This window comes from uncultured Xylophilus sp., assembly GCA_913776965.1.
GTDB lineage: Bacteria > Pseudomonadota > Gammaproteobacteria > Burkholderiales > Burkholderiaceae_C > Xylophilus.
In genome coordinates this window covers 1-17084 of sequence record CAJYQL010000074.1, presented here as the reverse complement: position 1 = coordinate 17084, position 17084 = coordinate 1, and the positions used below count along the sequence as shown (strand labels likewise).

Here is a 17084-nt window from a genome sequence, read left to right as displayed (position 1 = left end):
TGCCTCGCCGAGCCAGACGTGTCGGCCTCCGGCGTAGCCAACTGGATCCCGGCCCGTCGAACCGGGAGCGATGTGCTCCGCAATGCCGGTTCAGGCAATGCCATGCGGTCGTGTGGCGACGGCCTCGCGTGCGGCGAGGCGATCGAGTTCGGCGCACACGTCGGCCATGCGGCCGGTGATCACCATGCGGCCGGCACAGTGCCGGGCCGAGCCGTCCGCCACCTTCAGCACCCGCAGGGGACGTGGCGCAGGCGCAATGGCTATCGGAACTGCAACTTGAATGTCCGGCTGTGCGGGGCGGCCCGCACCACCGGGAATGGCGTACATCGCCGCGCGGCGCGCGACCCAGGACGCGAGAGGCGCGAGCAGACTCCCGCCGGAATGAATGGCAAATCCCATGTGACAACTCTCCAGGAGCGACGAAGTCGAAAGGTGGACACAGGCAGGATTTGCTGAAGGACTGCCGCATGCGGGTTGCCGGACCTGAATGCCAGGTCTGCCGAACGCCCGCCACCACATGCGGCAGGAGGGCGCTACATCAGCATGGTGTTGCGGATGAGGCCGACGGCGAGGCCTTCGATCTCGAAAGGCTCGTCGGGCATGACCACGATCGTGGGGTAATCGGGATTCTCGGCATGCAGTTCGATACCGTCTGCCGTACGGTGCAGCCGCTTGACCGTGACCTCTTCGCCCAGGCGTGCTACGACGATCTGGCCGTTGCGTGCCTCGCGTGTGGCCTGGACGGCGAGCAAGTCGCCGTCCATGATCCCGGCGTCGCGCATCGACATGCCGCGGACCTTCAGCAGGTAGTCGGGCTTCTGCTGGAACAGGCTGCTCTCGACGTGGTATGTCTGGGCGACATGCTCCTGCGCCAGGATGGGCGAGCCAGCCGCGACACGGCCGATGAGCGGTAACGCGAGCGGGGACAGGCCTGCGAACGGCGGTACGTTCTGGACCGCATGCCCTGCATGCAGCGTGCGCAGCGCATCGGACTTGAGCCGGATGCCGCGCGAGGTGCCGCTGACCAGCTCGATGGCGCCCTTGCGGGCCAGGGCCTGCAGATGCTCCTCGGCGGCGTTGGCAGATTTGAAACCCAACTGGGCCGCAATCTCCGCCCGGGTGGGGGGGGCGCCCGTCTGCGCGATGGCGGACTGGATGATCTCCAGAATCTGTTGCTGGCGTGCGGTGAGTTTGATGGGGGGCCGGTCGAGCATGGTGGTCCTCAGGCTGTCTGGATATCCAGTACCTGTATTTTTGACCAGTTCGATGCGGATTGGCAAGTCCCACCGCCCTTCGATGCGAAGGGCCATTCGACAGGCGAGTACCGCTGGCTCGCCGTCGGCGGTATCAGCGCGGTGTCAGCTTTCCAGCGCCTGCAGCGCGCGTGCCGTGATTTCTTCGACCGAGCCGATGCCGCTGATGCGGCGGTAGCGGGGTGCCGACACCGCGTCGCGCGCGGCCCATTCGGCGTAATAGTCCACCAGCGGACGGGTCTGGGCGCTGTAGACGTCCAGCCGCTTCTGCACCGTGGCTTCCTTGTCGTCTTCGCGCTGGATCAGGTCTTCGCCGGTGACGTCGTCCTTGCCTTCGACCTTCGGCGGGTTGAACTTCACGTGGTAGGTACGACCGGACGCCGGGTGCGAGCGGCGACCGCTCATGCGTTCGACGATGGCGTCGAAAGGCACGTCGATCTCGAGGACGAAGTCGAGTTTCACGCCTGCCGCCTTCATCGCGTCGGCCTGCGGAATGGTGCGCGGGAAACCGTCGAAGAGGAAGCCGTTGGCGCAATCGGGCTGCGCGATGCGTTCCTTCACCAGGTCAATGATCAGGTCGTCGCTGACCAGGCCGCCGGATTCCATGACCGACTTGGCTTGTAGGCCCAGCGGGGTGCCGGCCTTGACGGCGGCGCGCAGCATGTCGCCGGTGGAGATCTGTGGGATGCCGTATTTCTGGCAGATGAAAGCGGCTTGCGTGCCCTTGCCTGCGCCGGGCGCGCCCAACAGAATCAGTCTCATGGTGTCCTCGAATGGTATGGATCTGGCGGCACCGCTGGCCGCGTCACGCGCTGCAGGGGCGCGGGTGGGGTGCTCGGATGGCGGGCGAGGATAGCATGCACGCCTTGCACGAAACCTTCATCGCAGGCCTGTACGGCCGCGGGCGTCAGGCGAAGAGGGCGCGCACCCGTTCCAGGTCTTCGGCGGTGTCCACGCCTGTGCCGGGCGCGGCGTCGGCGGTGTGGACCGCGATGCGGTAGCCGTGCCAGAGCGCACGCAGCTGTTCCAGGGCTTCGGTGCGCTCGTGCGGCGCCTGGGTAAGTGCGGGGAACCGCCGCAGGAAAGAGGCGCGGTATGCGTACAGGCCGATGTGGCGCAGCGGCGCCGGCGAGGGCAGGGCCGGTCCGCCGTCCCGCTGCCACGGGATGGGCGCACGGCTGAAATAGTGCGCCAGCGCGTGGTCATCGGTCACCACCTTCACCACGTTCGGGTTGAGGTAGTCATCGAGCGAGTCGATCGGATGGGCAGCGGTGGCGATCGCCGCTTCGGGCCGCGCATGGAGCAGTGAAGCGACGGCGCGCACCAGCGCCAGCGGCATCAGGGGCTCGTCGCCCTGGACATTGACGACCACCGCCTCGTCGGCGAGCCCCAGCAGATCGCATGCCTCGGCCAGCCGGTCGCTGCCGCTGGGATGGTCGGTGCGGGTCAGGAGGGCATCGACACCGTGCTGCAGGCAGGCATCGACGATGGACCGGTCGTCCGCCGCCACCACCGTCCGGTCGGCACCGGACAGCGCCGCACGTTGCGCAACGCGCACGACCATCGGCAGGCCGGCGATGTCGGCGAGCGGCTTGTTCGGCAGGCGGGTCGACGCCAGCCGGGCCGGGACGATGACGGTAAAGGACATGCGTTCGGGGCGCGCCAGACGTTCAGCGGTCGAGCTCGTCGTCGGCCAGGACGCGTGCTTCGGATTCGAGCAGGATCGGAATGCCGTCGCGCACCGGATAGGCGAGCCGTGCGCTGCGCGACACCAGTTCGTGGACATCGGGCAGGTACGTCAGCGGGCCCTTGGTGACCGGGCATACGAGCAGTTCGAGAAGTTTGCCGTCCATCAGGCGTCCGGTGAAATGGGTGGAGAGGAGGGGCGAGCGGCCGATGATAGCCGTGCGTCCAGCAGCCGATCGACGGTGGCGAAGAACGCCGGTTCGGGTGCGAACGACAGTCCGACGGCCCATGCCTGCGGCGCACGGCGCCACAGTTTGGCGGCATCTTTTTCGGTGCAAATCAGGGTTTCGCGCTGGTGAGGTGTGCGCGACCAGCTATCGAAATCATAGTGATCGGGTAGCGGAACTGTTTCGTCCAAGTGCACGCCACGTTCGCGCAGCATGGAGAAAAACGATTCGGGCGATGCGATGCCGGCGACGGCGACGACCGGTCCGTCGGCGCCCAGGGTGGCGAGAGGGCACGCCGTACCGTCGGCCCGCACGGCGTGGTCCTGCAGCCTCCGATCCGCGCTGAATCCGCCTGCAAAGGCCGGCCGGGCGCCGGTGTGAAGCACAACATCGACCGCACTGGGCCACGGCTCGCGCAGTGGGCCAGCTGGCAGCATTAGTCCATTACCGACACCCCGGTCGTCGAACACGCAAATCTCGATGTCGCGGGCCAGCGCCGCGTGCTGCAGTCCGTCGTCGCAGACGATCGCCTGCACGCCCGGATGCGCGGCCAGCAACGCACGACCGGCGTCCACCCGCCGCCGTCCGACGAAGACCGGCGCGCCGGCGCGGCGTCGCAACAGCAGGGGCTCGTCGCCGGTATCGGACGGATCGCTGTCGGGCCGCACCTCGTAAGCGGCTTCCGAACGGCTGGCCCGGCCCCCGTACCCCCGGCTGACGATGCCGACCTGCAGTCCCCGCGCACGCAGATGCTCGACCAGCGCAATGACCGTCGGCGTCTTGCCGGCGCCGCCGGCCACCACATTGCCGACCACGATGACCGGCACCGGAAGACGCTCACTGCGGTTGATACCGATCCGATAGAGCCATCCGCGGATGGACCAGACGATGCAGTACAGAAGCGACACCGGGCGCAGCGCCCAAGTCAGCAGGCCGCGGCCCAGCCAGGCCTGCTGCAGCCGATGGGCGGCCGCCGCGCGCAGCCCGGTCATCCGCGTCAGCCGCCCGCGCCGCCGCGCGAGGAATGCTGGGTGGCGAAGGTGATCTGGCCGAGTCCGGCGCGGCGTGCGGCTTCCATCACGGTGATGACGTTCTGGTGGGCGGCGCTCGCGTCGGCGCTAATCACCACCACGCTGTCGCGCCCGGCCGTCGCGGCGGCGGTCAGCGCCTGCGCGATCGCATCGACCGTGCCGGCGGTCAGCGGCTGGCGGTTGATGAGGATGCGACCGTCGGCAGCCACCGCGACCTGTACTTCCTTGGGATAGTCGCGCTGGGCCTGCGCGTCGGCGACCGGCAGCTTCAGCTGGATTTCGGTAAAGCGGCTGTAGGTAGTCGACAGCATCAGGAAGATCAGCACCACCAAGAGCACGTCGATGAACGGGATCAGGTTGATCTCGGGTTCTTCGCGACCGCCGGACCGGAAGTCGAGGCGGCCGCGACCGCGGAAGTTGAGCGCCATCGTGCGGCTTCCTCAGGGCCTGCGCAGCTGGGTCAGATGGCGCAGGAAGCGGTCGGCCGACAGTTCCAGCACCAGGAGGTGGCTGTCCACCTTGCCGCGGAAATAGCGCCAGAACACGAGCGCCGGGATCGCGACGATGAGGCCGAAAGCGGTGTTGTAGAGCGCGATCGAGATGCCCTGCGCCAGCTGGGCCGGATTCGTGCCGCCGCCGGCACCGCCGGTCTGCGCGCCGAAGATCTCGATCATGCCGATCACCGTGCCGAGCAGGCCGAGCAGCGGTGCGGCCGATGCGATGGTGGCCAGCGCGCTCAGGTATTTCTCCAGCCGGTGGCCGACCCGGCGTCCGGCGCTCTCGACCGCGGCGCGCAGGTCTTCCTCGGTGCAGCGGGGCTGGGCGTTCAGGGTGCGGAAGCCGCTCGCCAGGACCTCGCCCAGGGCGGAGTTCTGCTCCAGCTGCGCGACCACGTCGGGCGACGGCAGGCCGCGGTGCGACACGGCGATCGCCTCGTCCAGCAGCTTAGGGGGGGCGACCTTGGAGATCTGAAGGCTCAGGGCGCGCTCGACCACCAGGGCGAGCGCGATGACGGAACAGGCCAGCAGGGGCCAGATCGGCCAGCCGGCCGCTTGTATGATCGAAAGCAAGAGGGCTCCCCGATACGCCTGACGATGGTGGGCGGCGATTATGGCGCAGGCACCAGGGTCGCCGGATTTTTCCGAGGGTCGTCCGCAGGCCCTCGACCTCGCCCACAGATCGTGTGGATAAACATGTGCGAAAGCCCGCTGCATTCGCCGCCAGGCCGCACCGGCCTTGGGTTGTGACTATTCGATGAAATTTTCAGCACCGATTTTGCAGGGCCGCGCATGGTCCTGAGTTCCGCCGCTTCCGGAGGCGCGGCCGGCCGCGTGTGGGCCGTGGGTGCGCTGTGCCATGCGGTGGCCGACGCGCTCGACGCGCGCTTCAACCCGGTGGCGGTCCGCGGCGAGATCAGCGGCTTTTCCCGGGCCGCGAGCGGCCATTGCTACTTCTCGATCAAGGACGCGGGCGGGCAGATCCGCTGCGCGATGTTCCGTCGCGCGGCCAGCCTGCTCGACTTCGCACCGCGCGACGGCGAACTGGTCGAGGTGCGCGGACGGCTGGGCGTGTACGAGGCGCGGGGCGACCTGCAGCTGGTCGCGGAATGGATGGGCCGGGTCGGCCAGGGCGGGCTGTTCGAGCAGTTCCTGCAGCGCAAGGCGCGGCTGGAAGCCGAAGGCCTGTTCGATGCCGGCCGCAAGCGGCCGCTGCCGGCGATGCCGCGGGCGGTCGGCATCGTGACCTCGCTGGGCGCGGCGGCCCTGCACGACGTGGTCACCGCCCTGCGGCGGCGGGCACCGCACCTCCTGGTGGTGCTGGCGCCCGCTGCGGTGCAGGGCGCAGGCGCGCCCGCCGAACTGGTGGCTGCGCTCGGACGCCTGCAGGCGCTGGCCGACGATCCGGCGGAGGGCGTGCCGCTCGACCTCATCCTGCTGGTGCGTGGCGGCGGCTCGATCGAGGATCTCTGGGCCTTCAACGACGAAGGGCTGGCGCGCGCCATCGCCGCCAGCCGCCTGCCGGTCGTGACCGGCGTGGGCCACGAGACCGACTTCACCATCGCGGATTTCGTGTCCGACCTGCGGGCGCCGACGCCGACCGCCGCGGCGGAACTGGCCGCGCCGGCACGCGAGGCGCTGGTGGCGGCGCTTGATCTGGCGGCCGACGCGCTGGAGGCGGTGGTGCAGCGCCGTATTGACCGCTGGGGCCAGCGGCTCGACGGACTAGCGTCCCGGCTCGGCCGGCCATCGTCGCTGGTCGGCCGGCAGCGCCTGCTGCTCGACCGCCAGGCACAGGCGCTGCGCTACGGTGTGCGGGAGCGGCTGCAGCGCGCGACGGCGGCACAGGAGCGGGCGGCCGCAGCCTTGCCGCAGGCGGTCGGCCAGCGCATCGCGCGGCTGCAGCAGCGGACCGACCGGGTGGCGCTGCGGCTGGAACTGCTTGACCCCGGTCTGGTGCTGCAGCGCGGCTATGCGTGGATCGAGGATGCCGACGGCAACACGGTGCAGCGTGCCGCGCAGACCCGCCCCGGCCAGGCGCTGCGCGCGACCTTCGCGGACGGCACGGTGCCCGTCACCGTCCAGCCGCACGACTGATCGGCCGACGCCCTGCGCGCAGCCGGGGATGCGGCGCCGTCAGCGACTGGAGAACGGCACGCCGGACAGCCGGGCACCGGCCTTGATGCGTTTCTTGTCGAACCAGCCCTGGTGCATCTCGAGCACATAGCGCACCGGCGCCGCCGAGCAGTGCGACGCGGTGGAGAGCGGCTGCATGTCCGCCAGGTTGACGATGGTGCCGTCGTCCGCGACGAACGCAGCGGTCAGCGGCAGCAGCGTGTTGCGCATCCAGAAGCACTGCACCCCGGGCTGCTCGAAGATGAAGAGCATGCCTTCGTGCTGCGGCATCTCGCGCCGGAACATGAGGCCGATCTCCCGCTGCTGCGGCGTCTGCGCCACCTGCGCGTCGATGCGGTGCATGCCGACGGTGAGGGTGGTGCGCGGGAGCTGCGTCTGCGGCACGCCGTCGGCCGGCTGGGCGTGCAGCGCGCTCGCAGCGACCAGGGCTGCGACGAAGGACGAAAGGCGACCGAGAAGGCGAACGGTGGCGGCGTGCATGGGCAGGGGACGAAGTAGGAGCGGCGGGGACACATTGTCGCGAAAGCGGCGCTGCATGAAAAAGGCGCCCGGTCGGGGCGCCTCGTGCGATGCAGGGAATCAGGCGGTCACTGCGCCTTCTGCGCTTCCTTGGTGGTGGCGCGGTGCTTCTTGGCGGTCTTGCCGGTAGCCTTGCGGGCTTCCTTCTTGGCCTCGCCGGCGGCCTGCGCTTGCGGTACCGGCGGTGCCGCCGTGGTGGTGTTCGACGGCGCGGTCGCCGGTGTCTGGGCGAAGGCGCCGGCGGCGATGCATCCGGCGATCAGGGGAACGAGCAGCTTTTTCATGTCGTGAGCTCCGTGAGAAGGGCGCGGCCGGAGGTCGGCCGCGCCCTTCCGAAACGCGATGGCACGCCCCCCGGTTGACAGCGTGGCGCGTCGTCGTTGCACATAGCGTTGCACATAGAATTCCGCCCACCCGTCCCTCTGCGGCACGCGCCCCGCTGCGCTCTCGCCCGCCCCCTCCCGGAGAAGTTCCCCTATGCCCTACCAGCACATCCAGGTGCCTGCCGAAGGCCAGAAGATCACCGTGAACGCCGACACGACGCTGAATGTGCCGGACCAGCCGATCGTGCCGTTCATCGAAGGCGACGGCACCGGAGCGGACATCACCCCGGTCATGCGCCGGGTGGTGGAGGCGGCCGTGGACAAGGCCTACGGCGGCCAGAAGAAGATTCACTGGATGGAGATCTACGCCGGCGAGAAATCGACCCGTATCTACGGGCCCGACGTCTGGCTGCCCGACGAGACGCTCGACGCGGTGCGCGAATACGTGGTGTCGATCAAGGGCCCGCTGACCACGCCGGTCGGCGGCGGCATCCGGTCGCTGAACGTGGCGCTGCGCCAGCAGCTCGACCTGTACGTCTGCCTGCGCCCGATCCGCTATTTCAAGGGCGTGCCCAGCCCGGTGAAGGAGCCGCAGAAGACCCACATGGCGATCTTCCGCGAGAACTCCGAGGATATCTACGCAGGGATCGAATTCGAGGCGGGCAGTGCGAAGGCGAAGCGCCTGATCCAGGTGCTGCAGGAAGAGTTCGGCATCCACAAGATCCGTTTTCCCGACACCTCCGCCCTCGGCATCAAGCCGGTGTCGCGGGAAGGCACCGAGCGTCTGGTGCGCAAGGCGCTGCAGTACGCGATCGACCACGACAAGCCCAGCATGACCATCGTGCACAAGGGCAACATCATGAAGTTCACCGAAGGCGGCTTCCGCGACTGGGCCTATGCGCTGGCGCGGCGCGAGTTCGGTGCGGAACTGATCGACGGCGGCCCGTGGATGCGGCTGAAGAATCCGCGCACCGGTCGGGACATCACGGTCAAGGACGCGATCGCCGACGCCTTCATGCAGCAGGTGCTGCTGCGCCCGGCCGAGTACAGCGTGATCGCCACGCTGAACCTCAACGGCGACTACCTGTCGGATGCGCTGGCGGCGCAGGTCGGCGGCATCGGCATCGCGCCGGGCGCCAACATGAGCGACACGGTCGCGATGTTCGAGGCGACCCACGGCACTTCGCCGCGCTATGCCGGCAAGGACTATGTCAACCCCGGCTCGATGATCCTGTCGGCCGAGATGATGCTGCGCCACATGGGCTGGACCGATGCGGCCGACCGCATCATCCAGGCGATGGAAGCTGCGATCGCCAGCAAGCGGGTCACCTACGACTTCGCGCGGTTGATGGAAGGCGCGACGCAGGTCAGCTGCTCGGGCTTCGGGCAGGTGATGATCGATCAGATGTGAGGCACCCGCCCGGTCGGCGCAGGCCGGGGCAGTTTTAGGCGGCGGGGTAGAGTCCGCGCACCCGGCCGAACAGCCGGGCGAGGCCGAGGATCGCGTCGATGCTCGGCGTCGGCTCGCCAAGGCGCCGGCCCATCTCGTGCACCGCGCCGATCAGGCTGTCGATCTCCAGCGGCCGGCCGGCATCGGCATCCTGCAGCATCGACGTGCGGAAGGCGCCCAGCCGCCGGGTGATCGCATGGCGGTCCTCTGGCGTTTGCGCTATCGGGCAGCCGATGCGGGCGCCGATGGCCGCCGCTTCGCGCATCGCGGCACTGCACAGGTCGCGTACCAGGGGATCGTCGAGCAGCCGGTCCATCGTCGCGCCGGTGATCGCCGACACCGGGTTGGCGGTCATGTTGCCCCAGAGCTTGTACCAGATGTCGTAGCGGATGTCGGCCGATACGGTGGTGTCGAAGCCGGCCTCGGCCAGCAGGCGGACGACCGCCTGCACACGCGGCGAATCGCCGCCCGCCGGCTCGCCGACGATCAGGCCACGACCCATGTGGTGGACGACGAGGCCCGGCTCCTGCGCGGCCGTGCTGGCATGCACGACGCAGCCGAGCACCTGGGCCTGCGGCAGCGCGCGGGCGATCCGCCCGTCGGGATCGACGCTCTGCAGCGGCGTGTCGCCGAGAGCGGGCACGCCCTGGCCGAACCACCACGGCACGCCGTTCATCGCGGGCAGCAGGACCGTGTCGGGGCCGATGAGCGGGGCGATGGACGCCGCGACGCTCGCGAGCGCCGGGCCCTTGACTGCGATCACCACCAGGTCCTGGGGCCCGAGGTCCTCGGCGCGGTCGGTGGCGATGGCGGGCGCCTGCAGCAGCGCACCGTCCTGCTGCAGGCGCCAGCCGTGGTCGCGCAGCGCCTGCAGCGTGGCACCGCGCGCAATCGCTGCCACCGGCACACTGCGGACGGCGGCCAGCCGCGCACCGATGAATCCGCCGATGGCACCAGCGCCGACGATGCAGATGCGTTCGAGTTTTTTCATGTGTTTTTGGGCCTCTTGCGCAGGTGCAGCCTGCGTGGATCGCTATCGATTAGATAGCAATCAACGGGCGGCGTCGCCGCGTCGGTACTCGTGGGTCAGCGCATCCAGCTGCTGCTTCAGCGCCGGGTCGAGGACATAGGACGCGGCGGCGATAGTGTCGGCCAGCTGCTCCGGCCGGCTCGCGCCGAGCAGCGGTGCGGTGACCGCCGGGTGCGCCATGACCCAGGCCACCGCCAGCGTCGCGAGCGGCACGCCGGCCTGCTGCGCGAGCCCCTCCAGCGCGGTCACGGTGTCGAAATAGCGGTCGGCCCAGTAGCGTTCCTGGTAGCGGCCGGCGGCGGTGCCGAGCGTGAAGCGGGTCCCTTCGGCGGGCGGCGCGCCCTTGCGGTGCTTGCCGGTCAAGAGGCCACCCGCGAGCGGGTTGTAGGGGATCACGGCCAGGCCGTCCTCCAGCGCGAGCGGGAGCAATTCTCGTTCGATCTCGCGGAACAGCAGGCTGTACCGGGGCTGGACCGAGACGAATTTGGCGATCCGCAGTGCTTCGGACCGTCCGAGTGCGCGCGCTAGCCGGTAAGCAAGGAAGTTGGACACGCCGATATACCGCGCCCGGCCCGACCGCACGATGGTGTCGAGCGCCTCCAGCGTCTCGTCGAGTGGCGTGTCCGGATCGTCGCCGTGCAGCTGGTACAGGTCGACGTAATCGGTCTGCAGACGGCGCAGCGAGGCGTCGATCGCGTCGAGCAGGTGCCGGCGGGACGCACCGCGGTCCCAGGGGTTCGGGCCCATCACGCCCCAGGCCTTGGTCGCGAGCACGACACTGCCGCGCCGGCCGGGCGAGGCCTGCATCCAGCGGCCGACGATCTCTTCGGTGCGGCCGGCCGATCCGGTGTCGCCGCCGAGCGGATAGACGTCGGCGGTGTCGAGGAAGTTGATCCCGGCGCCGATGGCGGTGTCGAGGATGCGCTGCGACAGGGCCTCGTCGGTCTGCAGGCCGAAGGTCATGGTGCCGAGCGCGAGGCGCGAAACGGTCAGGCCGGTGCGGCCGAGTCGGGTGGTGGCGAGGGTCATGGCGGGGCGGCGCGGCAGGCGCCGGAAAAGCGCCGGAGCGGCGCGGAGCAGGGCGGATGAGGACGGATGGGACTGCAAGCATGGCACGGGAAGCGGATGTCTGCAGGCGCGGAGGCGGCCGATGGGTTCCGGAGCCGGCTACACGTTCCGACGCCGCTCTTTGCCTGCGGTTCACACTACGTACACGCGTGGCCGACGCGCAGGCCGTACGCTCCCTCGGTATGTAGCGCCCGTCGGGCGCCACCGGAGAGCGCCATGCACGATATCCGACGACCCGATGACGACCGCCGGCGGCTGCTCGCAGGTGGCGCCGCACTGCTGCTGGGCGGCTGTGCGGGTATCGGCGGCCCGGCGGGCGAGGGCGCATCGCCCACCGGCCCGCGGCCCCGGCCGATCGCGCACCTGACCCCGACGGACAGCCGCTGGCTGGGCCGTGTCACCTTTGGGCCGACGCCCGCCGATGCGGCACGCCTGCAGATCCTGGGCCGGGAGGCCTTCCTGCATGCGCAGCTGCATCCGCCGCGCGACGACCCGCCTGCACTGGCCGTGGCCGTCGCAGCGCTGCCGACGATGGCCCAGGATGCGGAAGCGCGGCTACGCGCGGTGCGGGCCGAGCGCCGGCGCATCGACGGCCTCGCGTCGGACGACGAGAAGCAGGCTGCGCGCCAGGCACTGAACCGCGCCGGCAACGACGCCGTCGCAGAGACGCGCATCCGCCACCTGCTGCGGGCGCTGCTGTCGCCTGCCCAGCTGCGCGAGCAGATGACCTGGTTCTGGATGAACCATTTCAGCGTGTATGCCGGCAAAGGCAACATCCGCTGGACCGTCGCCGACTACGAGGAGCGCGCGGTGCGCCCGCATGCGCTGGGCCGGTTCCGCGACTTGGCGATGGCGACGCTCACCTCGCCCGCGATGCTCGAATACCTCGACAACGCGCAGAGCGCCGCCCAGCGGATCAACGAGAACTACGCCCGCGAACTGATGGAGCTGCATACCCTGGGCGTCGCGAGTGGCCCCAGCGGTTCGCGCTACACCCAGCAGGACGTGCAGGAACTGGCCCGCGTGTTGACCGGGGCCGGCATCGACCTCAACGGCCAGCCGCCGCGGCTGGCGCCCGATCGTCGCGGGTATTACCGCAAGGCCGGGCTGTTCGAATTCGATCCCGGCCGCCACGACTTCGGTCCCAAGACGCTGTTGGGCCAGCCCATCGTGCCCTCGGGCTTTCCGGAAATCGAGCAGGCGGTGGCGCTGCTCTGCCGCCAGCCGGCGACCGCACGTTTCGTGTCGCTGCGCCTGGCCCGCTATTTTGTGGCAGACGAGCCGCCGCCCGCGCTGGTGGACCGGCTGGTCGCCACCTTCGGACACACCGACGGCGACATCGCCGCGATGCTCGCAGCCCTGTTCTCCGCCCCGGAGCTGGATGCTGCCTTGCAGCCGGCTGCGACATCCGGGAAATTCAAGGACCCGATGCAGTTCGTCGTGTCGTCCCTGCGGCTCGCGTGGCCGGACCGGATGCCCGCCAACCTGCGGCCGGCACTCGGCTGGCTCGATCAGCTCGGCGAGCCGCTCTACGGCCGCGTCACGCCCGACGGTTGGCCGCTCGCCGATGCCGCCTGGACCAGTTCGGGCCAGATGGTGCGCCGCTTCGAGATCGCACGGGCCATCGGCAGTAGCCCGGCCGGGCTGTTCGCTGGCGACGATGGGCTGCCCCTGCGCGGCGGCCCGCCGCCGATCGCGTCCGGCGTGTTTCGGGAGCTGCTCGAGCCGCGGCTGTCGGCGGCCACCCGCCGAGTGCTCGCGGCCGCCCGGACGCCGCAGGAATGGAACACGGCGCTGCTGTCGGCGCCCGAATGGATGAGCCGCTGAACGCCTGCCGTACGAGGAGATCCGCCATGCACCGACGCAATTTGTTGAAACGCCTGAGCGCCTCCGGCCTGGGCCTGGTGGCCCCTGCTGCCGTCATGTCCCGCGCCTATGCGCTGCCCGCGGCGGCGGATACCCGCTTCCTGCTGGTGTTCCTGCGAGGCGGCTACGACGCCGCCCACGTGCTGATCCCGACCGCCAGCGAGTTCTACTACGCCTCACGCCCGACGATCGCGATTGCGCGGCCGGCGCCTTCCGGCGCGCCGCCCGCCCCGCGGGCCGCCATCGCGCTGGATGCCGACTGGAGCCTGCATCCGTCCCTGCAGCCGGGTCTAGGACCGCTGTGGGCGGCCCGGCAACTGGCATTCGTGCCGTTCGCCGGCACCGAGGACCTGTCGCGCAGCCATTTCGAGACCCAGGACAGCATCGAGGCCGGGCTTCCCCTGCCGGGCGACACTGCGGGCCGGCCCGCGGCCGATCTGCGCGGCACCGGCTTTCTGAACCGGCTGGCCGGCGTGCTGGACGCCCGCGCCATGCCAGTCGCCTTCACCGACGGGCTGCCGAACGTGATGGCCGGCCCGCGCGCGGTGCCTAACGTGTCGCTGAAGGGCTCCGGCCGTGCGCCCTTCGACGCCCGTCAGTCCGCAGCACTGGCCGCGCTGTACCGCGACACGCCGCTCGCCGGGCCGGTCGCGGAAGGCTTGGCGCTGCGCGACACCGTGGCCCAGGAGGCGCAGGCGCAGCAGGTGCGGGATGGGGCACGCGGTGCGTCGGCGATGGAGGGCGGCGCGACCGTTGATTCCGCCGCGCGCATGCGCGAGATGGAAGCGGCCAGCCGACGCGCCCTGAGCGCGCGTGGATTCGAGATGGAGGCGCGCCGCATGGCAGCGCTGATGCGCGACCGATTCAACCTCGGCTTCATCGACGTGGGCGGCTGGGACACGCACGTCAACCAGGGCGGCGCGCAGGGAACGCTCGCCAATCTGCTGCAGACGCTCGGCAGCGGCATCGCGGCGTTCGGCGACGAACTCGGCCCGCCAGCGTGGCGGCGGACGGTGGTCGTCGTGATATCCGAATTCGGCCGCACCTTCCGCGAGAACGGCACCCGCGGCACCGACCACGGTCACGGCACTGCCTACTGGGTGGCCGGCGGCGCGGTCCGCGGCGGCCGGATCGCGGGCGAACAGGTGGCGGTCGCGCCCGGCAGCCTGAACCAGAACCGCGACTTTCCCGTTCTCAACGACTACCGGTCGGTGCTGGGCGGCCTGTTCCGCCGACTGTACGGGTTGGATGCCGCGCAGCTCCAGCAGGTGTTCCCAGGCGGCGTGCCGCGCGACATAGGCCTAGTCTGATTTCAGCCGACCGCGAACTGGTGGATGCCGAAGCCGGCACCGCGCCGCAGGTCGTCGAAATACCGGCGCAGCGTGTCGCGCACCGTATGGAAGGCGATCTCGTCCCAGGGGATCTCGTCTTCCGAAAAGAGGCGCGCCTCGATCGTCTCGTGGCCGGGGTCGAAGACCTCGGACAACAGCCGCGCGCGGTAGAAGAAGTGCACTTGGCCGACCCGCACCACGTCGACGATGCTGAACAGGCCCTCAATCACGATCTGTGCTCCGGCCTCCTCGTCGGTTTCGCGCCGTGCGCCGTCGGCCACCGTCTCGCCCAACTCCATGAAGCCGGCCGGCAGCGTCCACTTGCCCCAGCGCGGTTCGATATTGCGCTTGCAGAGCAGCACCCGATCGCCCAGGTAGGGCACGGTGCCCACCACGTTCAGCGGGTTCTGGTAGTGGACGGTGCCGCAGGCCGGGCAGACCGCCCGTTCCCGCAGGTCGCCGTCGTCCGGGAGGCGGTGGACGACGGCGGTGCCGCAGTTGCGGCAGTGGCGGATCGGCGGGGGCGCGGGCATCAGACGACGGTCAGCCGCAGCGTGCCGACGCCGGCCACGCCGCCCTCAAGCACATCGCCGCGCACTACCGCCGCGACGCCCTCGGGCGTGCCGGTGTAGATCAGGTCGCCCGGCTGCAACTCCCACGCCGCCGACAGGTACTCGATCGTCTCGGCGATGTTCCAGATCAGCTCCGACACCGTGCTGCGCTGGCGGTCGGTGCCGTTGACCTGCAGCCAGATCTCGGCGGCGGACACGTCGCCGGCGGCGTCGGCCGGCACGATCGGGCCGATCGGTGCGCCGTGGTCGAAGCCCTTGCCGATGCTCCACGGCCGGCCCTGCTTCTTCATGTCGTTCTGCAGGTCGCGACGCGTCATGTCCAGGCCGACGGCGTAGCCGAAGATGTGCTGGTGGGCGTCGGCCGCGGCGATGTCGCGGCCGCCCTTGCCGATCGCCACCACCAGTTCGATCTCGTGGTGGAAGTTCTGCGTCAGGCTGGGGTAGGGCAGGCGGCCGGTCTCGCCCTCGGGCACCACCAGCACCGCGTCGGCGGGCTTCAGGAAGAAGAACGGCGGCTCGCGGCCGGTGAAGCCCATCTCCTTGGCATGTTCGGCGTAGTTGCGGCCGACGCAGTAGACACGGTGGACCGGGAACTGCTCGGCTCGGCCGACGACCGGCACGGCGACGACGGCGGGGGGCGGGAAGACGTAGCTCATGTCTCGCTTTCGGGGGAGGAAGGAAAGGCCTGCGGAGGAGGCGGGGCAGTGTGCCACGCAGCCGCGGCGCAGGATCAGGCGCGGGCGTCGGTCAGCGCGAAATGCTCGACCACCGGCGGCGCGGCGAAGAACGGGCCGACGATGGCGCGCCAGTCGGCGAACTGCGGCGAGTTGCGGAAGCCGACGGTGTGGTCTTCCAGCGTCTCCCACTCGATCATCAGCAGGTAGCGCTCGGTCGACTCGATGCCGCGCTGCACCTGGGCGCGGCGGAAGCCCTTGGCGTGCGCGATGACGGTGGAGAGGCCGCGCTGGATGGCTTCTTCGAATTCGGCATTGCGGCCGGGCGTGATGCGGATGTCGGCGTGTTCGAGGATCATGGAAAGGGTCGGTACGGAGGGACGATGCGCCGCCACGCGGCGCTATGCTGGACGGCATGAAACTCTACAGCTACTTCCGATCGTCCGCTTCGTTCCGGGTGCGCATCGCGCTGGAGCTCAAGGGCCTCGCCTACGACTACGCGCCGATCCACCTGGCGCGGCGCGAGCAGGCGCAGCCGGCGTTCGCCGAGGTGTCGGCCGACGGGCTGGTCCCGGTGCTCGAGCTCGACGACGGCGCGCGGCTGTCGCAGTCGATGGCGATCATCGAATACCTGGACGAAACCCATCCGGCGCCGCCGCTGCTGCCCGCCGATCCCGTGGCGCGCGTCCGGGTGCGGGCAATGGCGCAGACCATCGCCTGCGAGATCCACCCGGTCAACAACCTGCGGGTGCTGCGCTACCTGGTCCACGACCTGCAGGTCGGCGAGGACGCGAAGACCGCCTGGTACCGCCACTGGGTGCGGCAGGGGCTCGAAGCCTTCGAGCGGCAACTGGAGCGCCTGCCCGCCGGGTCGCGTGGCCGCTTCTGCGGTGGCGATGCGCCGACGCTCGCCGACTGCTGCCTCGTGCCGCAGATCTTCAATGCGCAGCGGTTCGGCTGCGACCTGTCGGGCCTGCCCCTGACACTGGCGGCGCACGAGGCCTGCATGGCCGAGCCGGCCTTCCAGCGGGCGCAGCCGAGTGCCTGCCCCGATGCCGAGGCCTGAGCGCAGGATGGCGTTCCACCCGGACTGGATCGTCCCGGACTGGCCGGCGCCCGCCTCGGTGCGGGCCGTGTTCACCACCCGTGCCGGGGGCGTGTCGGACGCGCCGTGGGACACGCTGAACCTCGGCAGCCATGTGGGCGACGATACGGCTGCGGTCGAGGCCAATCGCGAGCGCCTGCGGCAGGCGATCGGCACACGGCCGGTTTTTCTGGAGCAAGTCCATGGCACGACCGTCGTCGATCTGGATGCGCCGGAGCGTGCCGCCGCAGGGTCGGCGGTCCCGGAAGCCGACGGCTGCACCAGCGCCACGACCGGCCAGGCCTGCACGATCATGGTGGCCGACTGCCTGCCGGTG

The 17084-nt window shown here is 70.1% G+C and carries 21 protein-coding genes; 6 read left to right on the top strand and 15 right to left on the bottom strand.

The features are described 5' to 3' along the window. Positions 1-90 precede the first annotated feature (90 nt). The 8 genes from QZ500_RS11400 to QZ500_RS11365 form a co-directional block, all read right to left on the bottom strand. On the bottom strand, positions 91-399 hold the full coding sequence (locus QZ500_RS11400) for a hypothetical protein (protein WP_295855307.1): 309 nt from the start codon (positions 397-399) through the stop codon (positions 91-93). Positions 400-533: 134 nt separating this feature from the next. Beyond that, positions 534-1214 carry a transcriptional repressor LexA gene (lexA, locus tag QZ500_RS11395; RefSeq protein ID WP_295855339.1) on the bottom strand — a complete coding sequence of 227 codons (681 nt, stop codon included), beginning with the start codon at positions 1212-1214 and terminating at the stop codon, positions 534-536. A gap of 144 nt (positions 1215-1358) precedes the next feature. Then, complete coding sequence (adk, locus tag QZ500_RS11390) at positions 1359-2015, bottom strand: adenylate kinase (RefSeq protein ID WP_295855304.1); 657 nt, start codon at positions 2013-2015, stop codon at positions 1359-1361. A 145-nt stretch (positions 2016-2160) separates the two neighbouring features. Beyond that, positions 2161-2901: a 3-deoxy-manno-octulosonate cytidylyltransferase gene (kdsB, locus tag QZ500_RS11385; protein WP_295855302.1), complete on the bottom strand. Its 741-nt coding sequence runs from the start codon at positions 2899-2901 to the stop codon at positions 2161-2163. A gap of 22 nt (positions 2902-2923) precedes the next feature. Beyond that, positions 2924-3106: a Trm112 family protein gene (locus QZ500_RS11380; RefSeq protein WP_295855299.1), complete on the bottom strand. Its 183-nt coding sequence runs from the start codon at positions 3104-3106 to the stop codon at positions 2924-2926. Next, the gene (gene lpxK / locus QZ500_RS11375) at positions 3106-4158 is read right to left on the bottom strand and encodes a tetraacyldisaccharide 4'-kinase (RefSeq protein ID WP_295855296.1); all 1053 of its coding nucleotides are present in this window, start codon (positions 4156-4158) and stop codon (positions 3106-3108) included. The genes QZ500_RS11380 and lpxK overlap by 1 nt, the downstream gene beginning before the upstream one ends. 5 nt (positions 4159-4163) lie before the next feature. Next, positions 4164-4625, bottom strand: a complete 462-nt coding sequence (locus QZ500_RS11370; RefSeq protein WP_295855293.1) for a biopolymer transporter ExbD — start codon at positions 4623-4625, stop codon at positions 4164-4166. 12 nt (positions 4626-4637) lie between these two features. Further along, entirely contained in the window at positions 4638-5267 is a 630-nt protein-coding gene (locus QZ500_RS11365) for a MotA/TolQ/ExbB proton channel family protein (protein WP_295855290.1), read from the bottom strand. A 219-nt stretch (positions 5268-5486) separates the two neighbouring features. Between QZ500_RS11365 and xseA the strand changes: the two genes are divergently transcribed. Further along, positions 5487-6791, top strand: a complete 1305-nt coding sequence (gene xseA, locus QZ500_RS11360) for an exodeoxyribonuclease VII large subunit (protein WP_295855288.1) — start codon at positions 5487-5489, stop codon at positions 6789-6791. A 39-nt stretch (positions 6792-6830) separates the two neighbouring features. Here the strand turns inward: xseA and QZ500_RS11355 are convergent, their stop codons facing one another. Continuing rightward, positions 6831-7310, bottom strand: a complete 480-nt coding sequence (locus tag QZ500_RS11355) for a DUF192 domain-containing protein (protein WP_295855284.1) — start codon at positions 7308-7310, stop codon at positions 6831-6833. A 107-nt stretch (positions 7311-7417) separates the two neighbouring features. After that, positions 7418-7633 (bottom strand): hypothetical protein, encoded by a 216-nt coding sequence (locus QZ500_RS11350; protein ID WP_295855283.1) that lies wholly within the window; start codon positions 7631-7633, stop codon positions 7418-7420. A 193-nt stretch (positions 7634-7826) separates the two neighbouring features. On the opposite strand from QZ500_RS11350, the gene icd reads away from it, so the two are divergent. Beyond that, positions 7827-9083: an NADP-dependent isocitrate dehydrogenase gene (gene icd, locus QZ500_RS11345; RefSeq protein WP_295855280.1), complete on the top strand. Its 1257-nt coding sequence runs from the start codon at positions 7827-7829 to the stop codon at positions 9081-9083. Between the two features lie 34 nt (positions 9084-9117). Here the strand turns inward: icd and QZ500_RS11340 are convergent, their stop codons facing one another. Further along, complete coding sequence (locus tag QZ500_RS11340; protein ID WP_295855279.1) at positions 9118-10113, bottom strand: 2-dehydropantoate 2-reductase; 996 nt, start codon at positions 10111-10113, stop codon at positions 9118-9120. A gap of 60 nt (positions 10114-10173) precedes the next feature. Then, positions 10174-11181, bottom strand: coding sequence for an aldo/keto reductase (locus tag QZ500_RS11335; protein ID WP_295855277.1), 1008 nt, complete (start codon positions 11179-11181; stop codon positions 10174-10176). A 255-nt stretch (positions 11182-11436) separates the two neighbouring features. Between QZ500_RS11335 and QZ500_RS11330 the strand changes: the two genes are divergently transcribed. Together QZ500_RS11330 and QZ500_RS11325 are read left to right on the top strand one after the other, a co-directional pair. Beyond that, positions 11437-13047 (top strand): DUF1800 domain-containing protein, encoded by a 1611-nt coding sequence (locus QZ500_RS11330; RefSeq protein WP_295855274.1) that lies wholly within the window; start codon positions 11437-11439, stop codon positions 13045-13047. A 26-nt stretch (positions 13048-13073) separates the two neighbouring features. Continuing rightward, complete coding sequence (locus QZ500_RS11325; protein WP_295855272.1) at positions 13074-14396, top strand: DUF1501 domain-containing protein; 1323 nt, start codon at positions 13074-13076, stop codon at positions 14394-14396. A gap of 2 nt (positions 14397-14398) precedes the next feature. Here the strand turns inward: QZ500_RS11325 and QZ500_RS11320 are convergent, their stop codons facing one another. The 3 genes from QZ500_RS11320 to QZ500_RS11310 all read right to left on the bottom strand — a co-directional run bounded on the left by QZ500_RS11320 (position 14399) and on the right by QZ500_RS11310 (position 16022). Beyond that, positions 14399-14950: an NUDIX hydrolase gene (locus tag QZ500_RS11320; protein ID WP_295855271.1), complete on the bottom strand. Its 552-nt coding sequence runs from the start codon at positions 14948-14950 to the stop codon at positions 14399-14401. Continuing rightward, the gene (locus QZ500_RS11315; protein ID WP_295855268.1) at positions 14950-15645 is read right to left on the bottom strand and encodes a fumarylacetoacetate hydrolase family protein; all 696 of its coding nucleotides are present in this window, start codon (positions 15643-15645) and stop codon (positions 14950-14952) included. The genes QZ500_RS11320 and QZ500_RS11315 overlap by 1 nt, the downstream gene beginning before the upstream one ends. A 74-nt stretch (positions 15646-15719) precedes the next feature. After that, positions 15720-16022 (bottom strand): antibiotic biosynthesis monooxygenase, encoded by a 303-nt coding sequence (locus QZ500_RS11310; protein WP_295855266.1) that lies wholly within the window; start codon positions 16020-16022, stop codon positions 15720-15722. A 56-nt stretch (positions 16023-16078) separates the two neighbouring features. Between QZ500_RS11310 and maiA the strand changes: the two genes are divergently transcribed. After that, positions 16079-16729, top strand: coding sequence for a maleylacetoacetate isomerase (gene maiA / locus QZ500_RS11305; RefSeq protein WP_295855264.1), 651 nt, complete (start codon positions 16079-16081; stop codon positions 16727-16729). A gap of 7 nt (positions 16730-16736) precedes the next feature. After that, on the top strand, positions 16737-17084 hold a 348-nt coding region (locus QZ500_RS11300), incomplete at its 3' end, for a laccase domain-containing protein (protein ID WP_295855262.1).

Excerpts from the sequence above, each read along its gene's own strand:
- QZ500_RS11400 (WP_295855307.1), bottom strand. The coding sequence starts at position 399 with ATGGGATTTGCCATTCATTCCGGCGGGAGTCTGCTCGCGCCTCTCGCG.
- lexA (WP_295855339.1), bottom strand. The coding sequence starts at position 1,214 with ATGCTCGACCGGCCCCCCATCAAACTCACCGCACGCCAGCAACAGATT.
- adk (WP_295855304.1), bottom strand. The coding sequence starts at position 2,015 with ATGAGACTGATTCTGTTGGGCGCGCCCGGCGCAGGCAAGGGCACGCAA.
- kdsB (WP_295855302.1), bottom strand. The coding sequence starts at position 2,901 with ATGTCCTTTACCGTCATCGTCCCGGCCCGGCTGGCGTCGACCCGCCTG.
- QZ500_RS11380 (WP_295855299.1), bottom strand. The coding sequence starts at position 3,106 with ATGGACGGCAAACTTCTCGAACTGCTCGTATGCCCGGTCACCAAGGGC.
- lpxK (WP_295855296.1), bottom strand. The coding sequence starts at position 4,158 with ATGACCGGGCTGCGCGCGGCGGCCGCCCATCGGCTGCAGCAGGCCTGG.
- QZ500_RS11370 (WP_295855293.1), bottom strand. The coding sequence starts at position 4,625 with ATGGCGCTCAACTTCCGCGGTCGCGGCCGCCTCGACTTCCGGTCCGGC.
- xseA (WP_295855288.1), top strand. The coding sequence starts at position 5,487 with ATGGTCCTGAGTTCCGCCGCTTCCGGAGGCGCGGCCGGCCGCGTGTGG.
- QZ500_RS11355 (WP_295855284.1), bottom strand. The coding sequence starts at position 7,310 with ATGCACGCCGCCACCGTTCGCCTTCTCGGTCGCCTTTCGTCCTTCGTC.
- QZ500_RS11350 (WP_295855283.1), bottom strand. The coding sequence starts at position 7,633 with ATGAAAAAGCTGCTCGTTCCCCTGATCGCCGGATGCATCGCCGCCGGC.
- icd (WP_295855280.1), top strand. The coding sequence starts at position 7,827 with ATGCCCTACCAGCACATCCAGGTGCCTGCCGAAGGCCAGAAGATCACC.
- QZ500_RS11340 (WP_295855279.1), bottom strand. The coding sequence starts at position 10,113 with ATGAAAAAACTCGAACGCATCTGCATCGTCGGCGCTGGTGCCATCGGC.
- QZ500_RS11335 (WP_295855277.1), bottom strand. The coding sequence starts at position 11,181 with ATGACCCTCGCCACCACCCGACTCGGCCGCACCGGCCTGACCGTTTCG.
- QZ500_RS11330 (WP_295855274.1), top strand. The coding sequence starts at position 11,437 with ATGCACGATATCCGACGACCCGATGACGACCGCCGGCGGCTGCTCGCA.
- QZ500_RS11325 (WP_295855272.1), top strand. The coding sequence starts at position 13,074 with ATGCACCGACGCAATTTGTTGAAACGCCTGAGCGCCTCCGGCCTGGGC.
- QZ500_RS11320 (WP_295855271.1), bottom strand. The coding sequence starts at position 14,950 with ATGCCCGCGCCCCCGCCGATCCGCCACTGCCGCAACTGCGGCACCGCC.
- QZ500_RS11315 (WP_295855268.1), bottom strand. The coding sequence starts at position 15,645 with ATGAGCTACGTCTTCCCGCCCCCCGCCGTCGTCGCCGTGCCGGTCGTC.
- QZ500_RS11310 (WP_295855266.1), bottom strand. The coding sequence starts at position 16,022 with ATGATCCTCGAACACGCCGACATCCGCATCACGCCCGGCCGCAATGCC.
- maiA (WP_295855264.1), top strand. The coding sequence starts at position 16,079 with ATGAAACTCTACAGCTACTTCCGATCGTCCGCTTCGTTCCGGGTGCGC.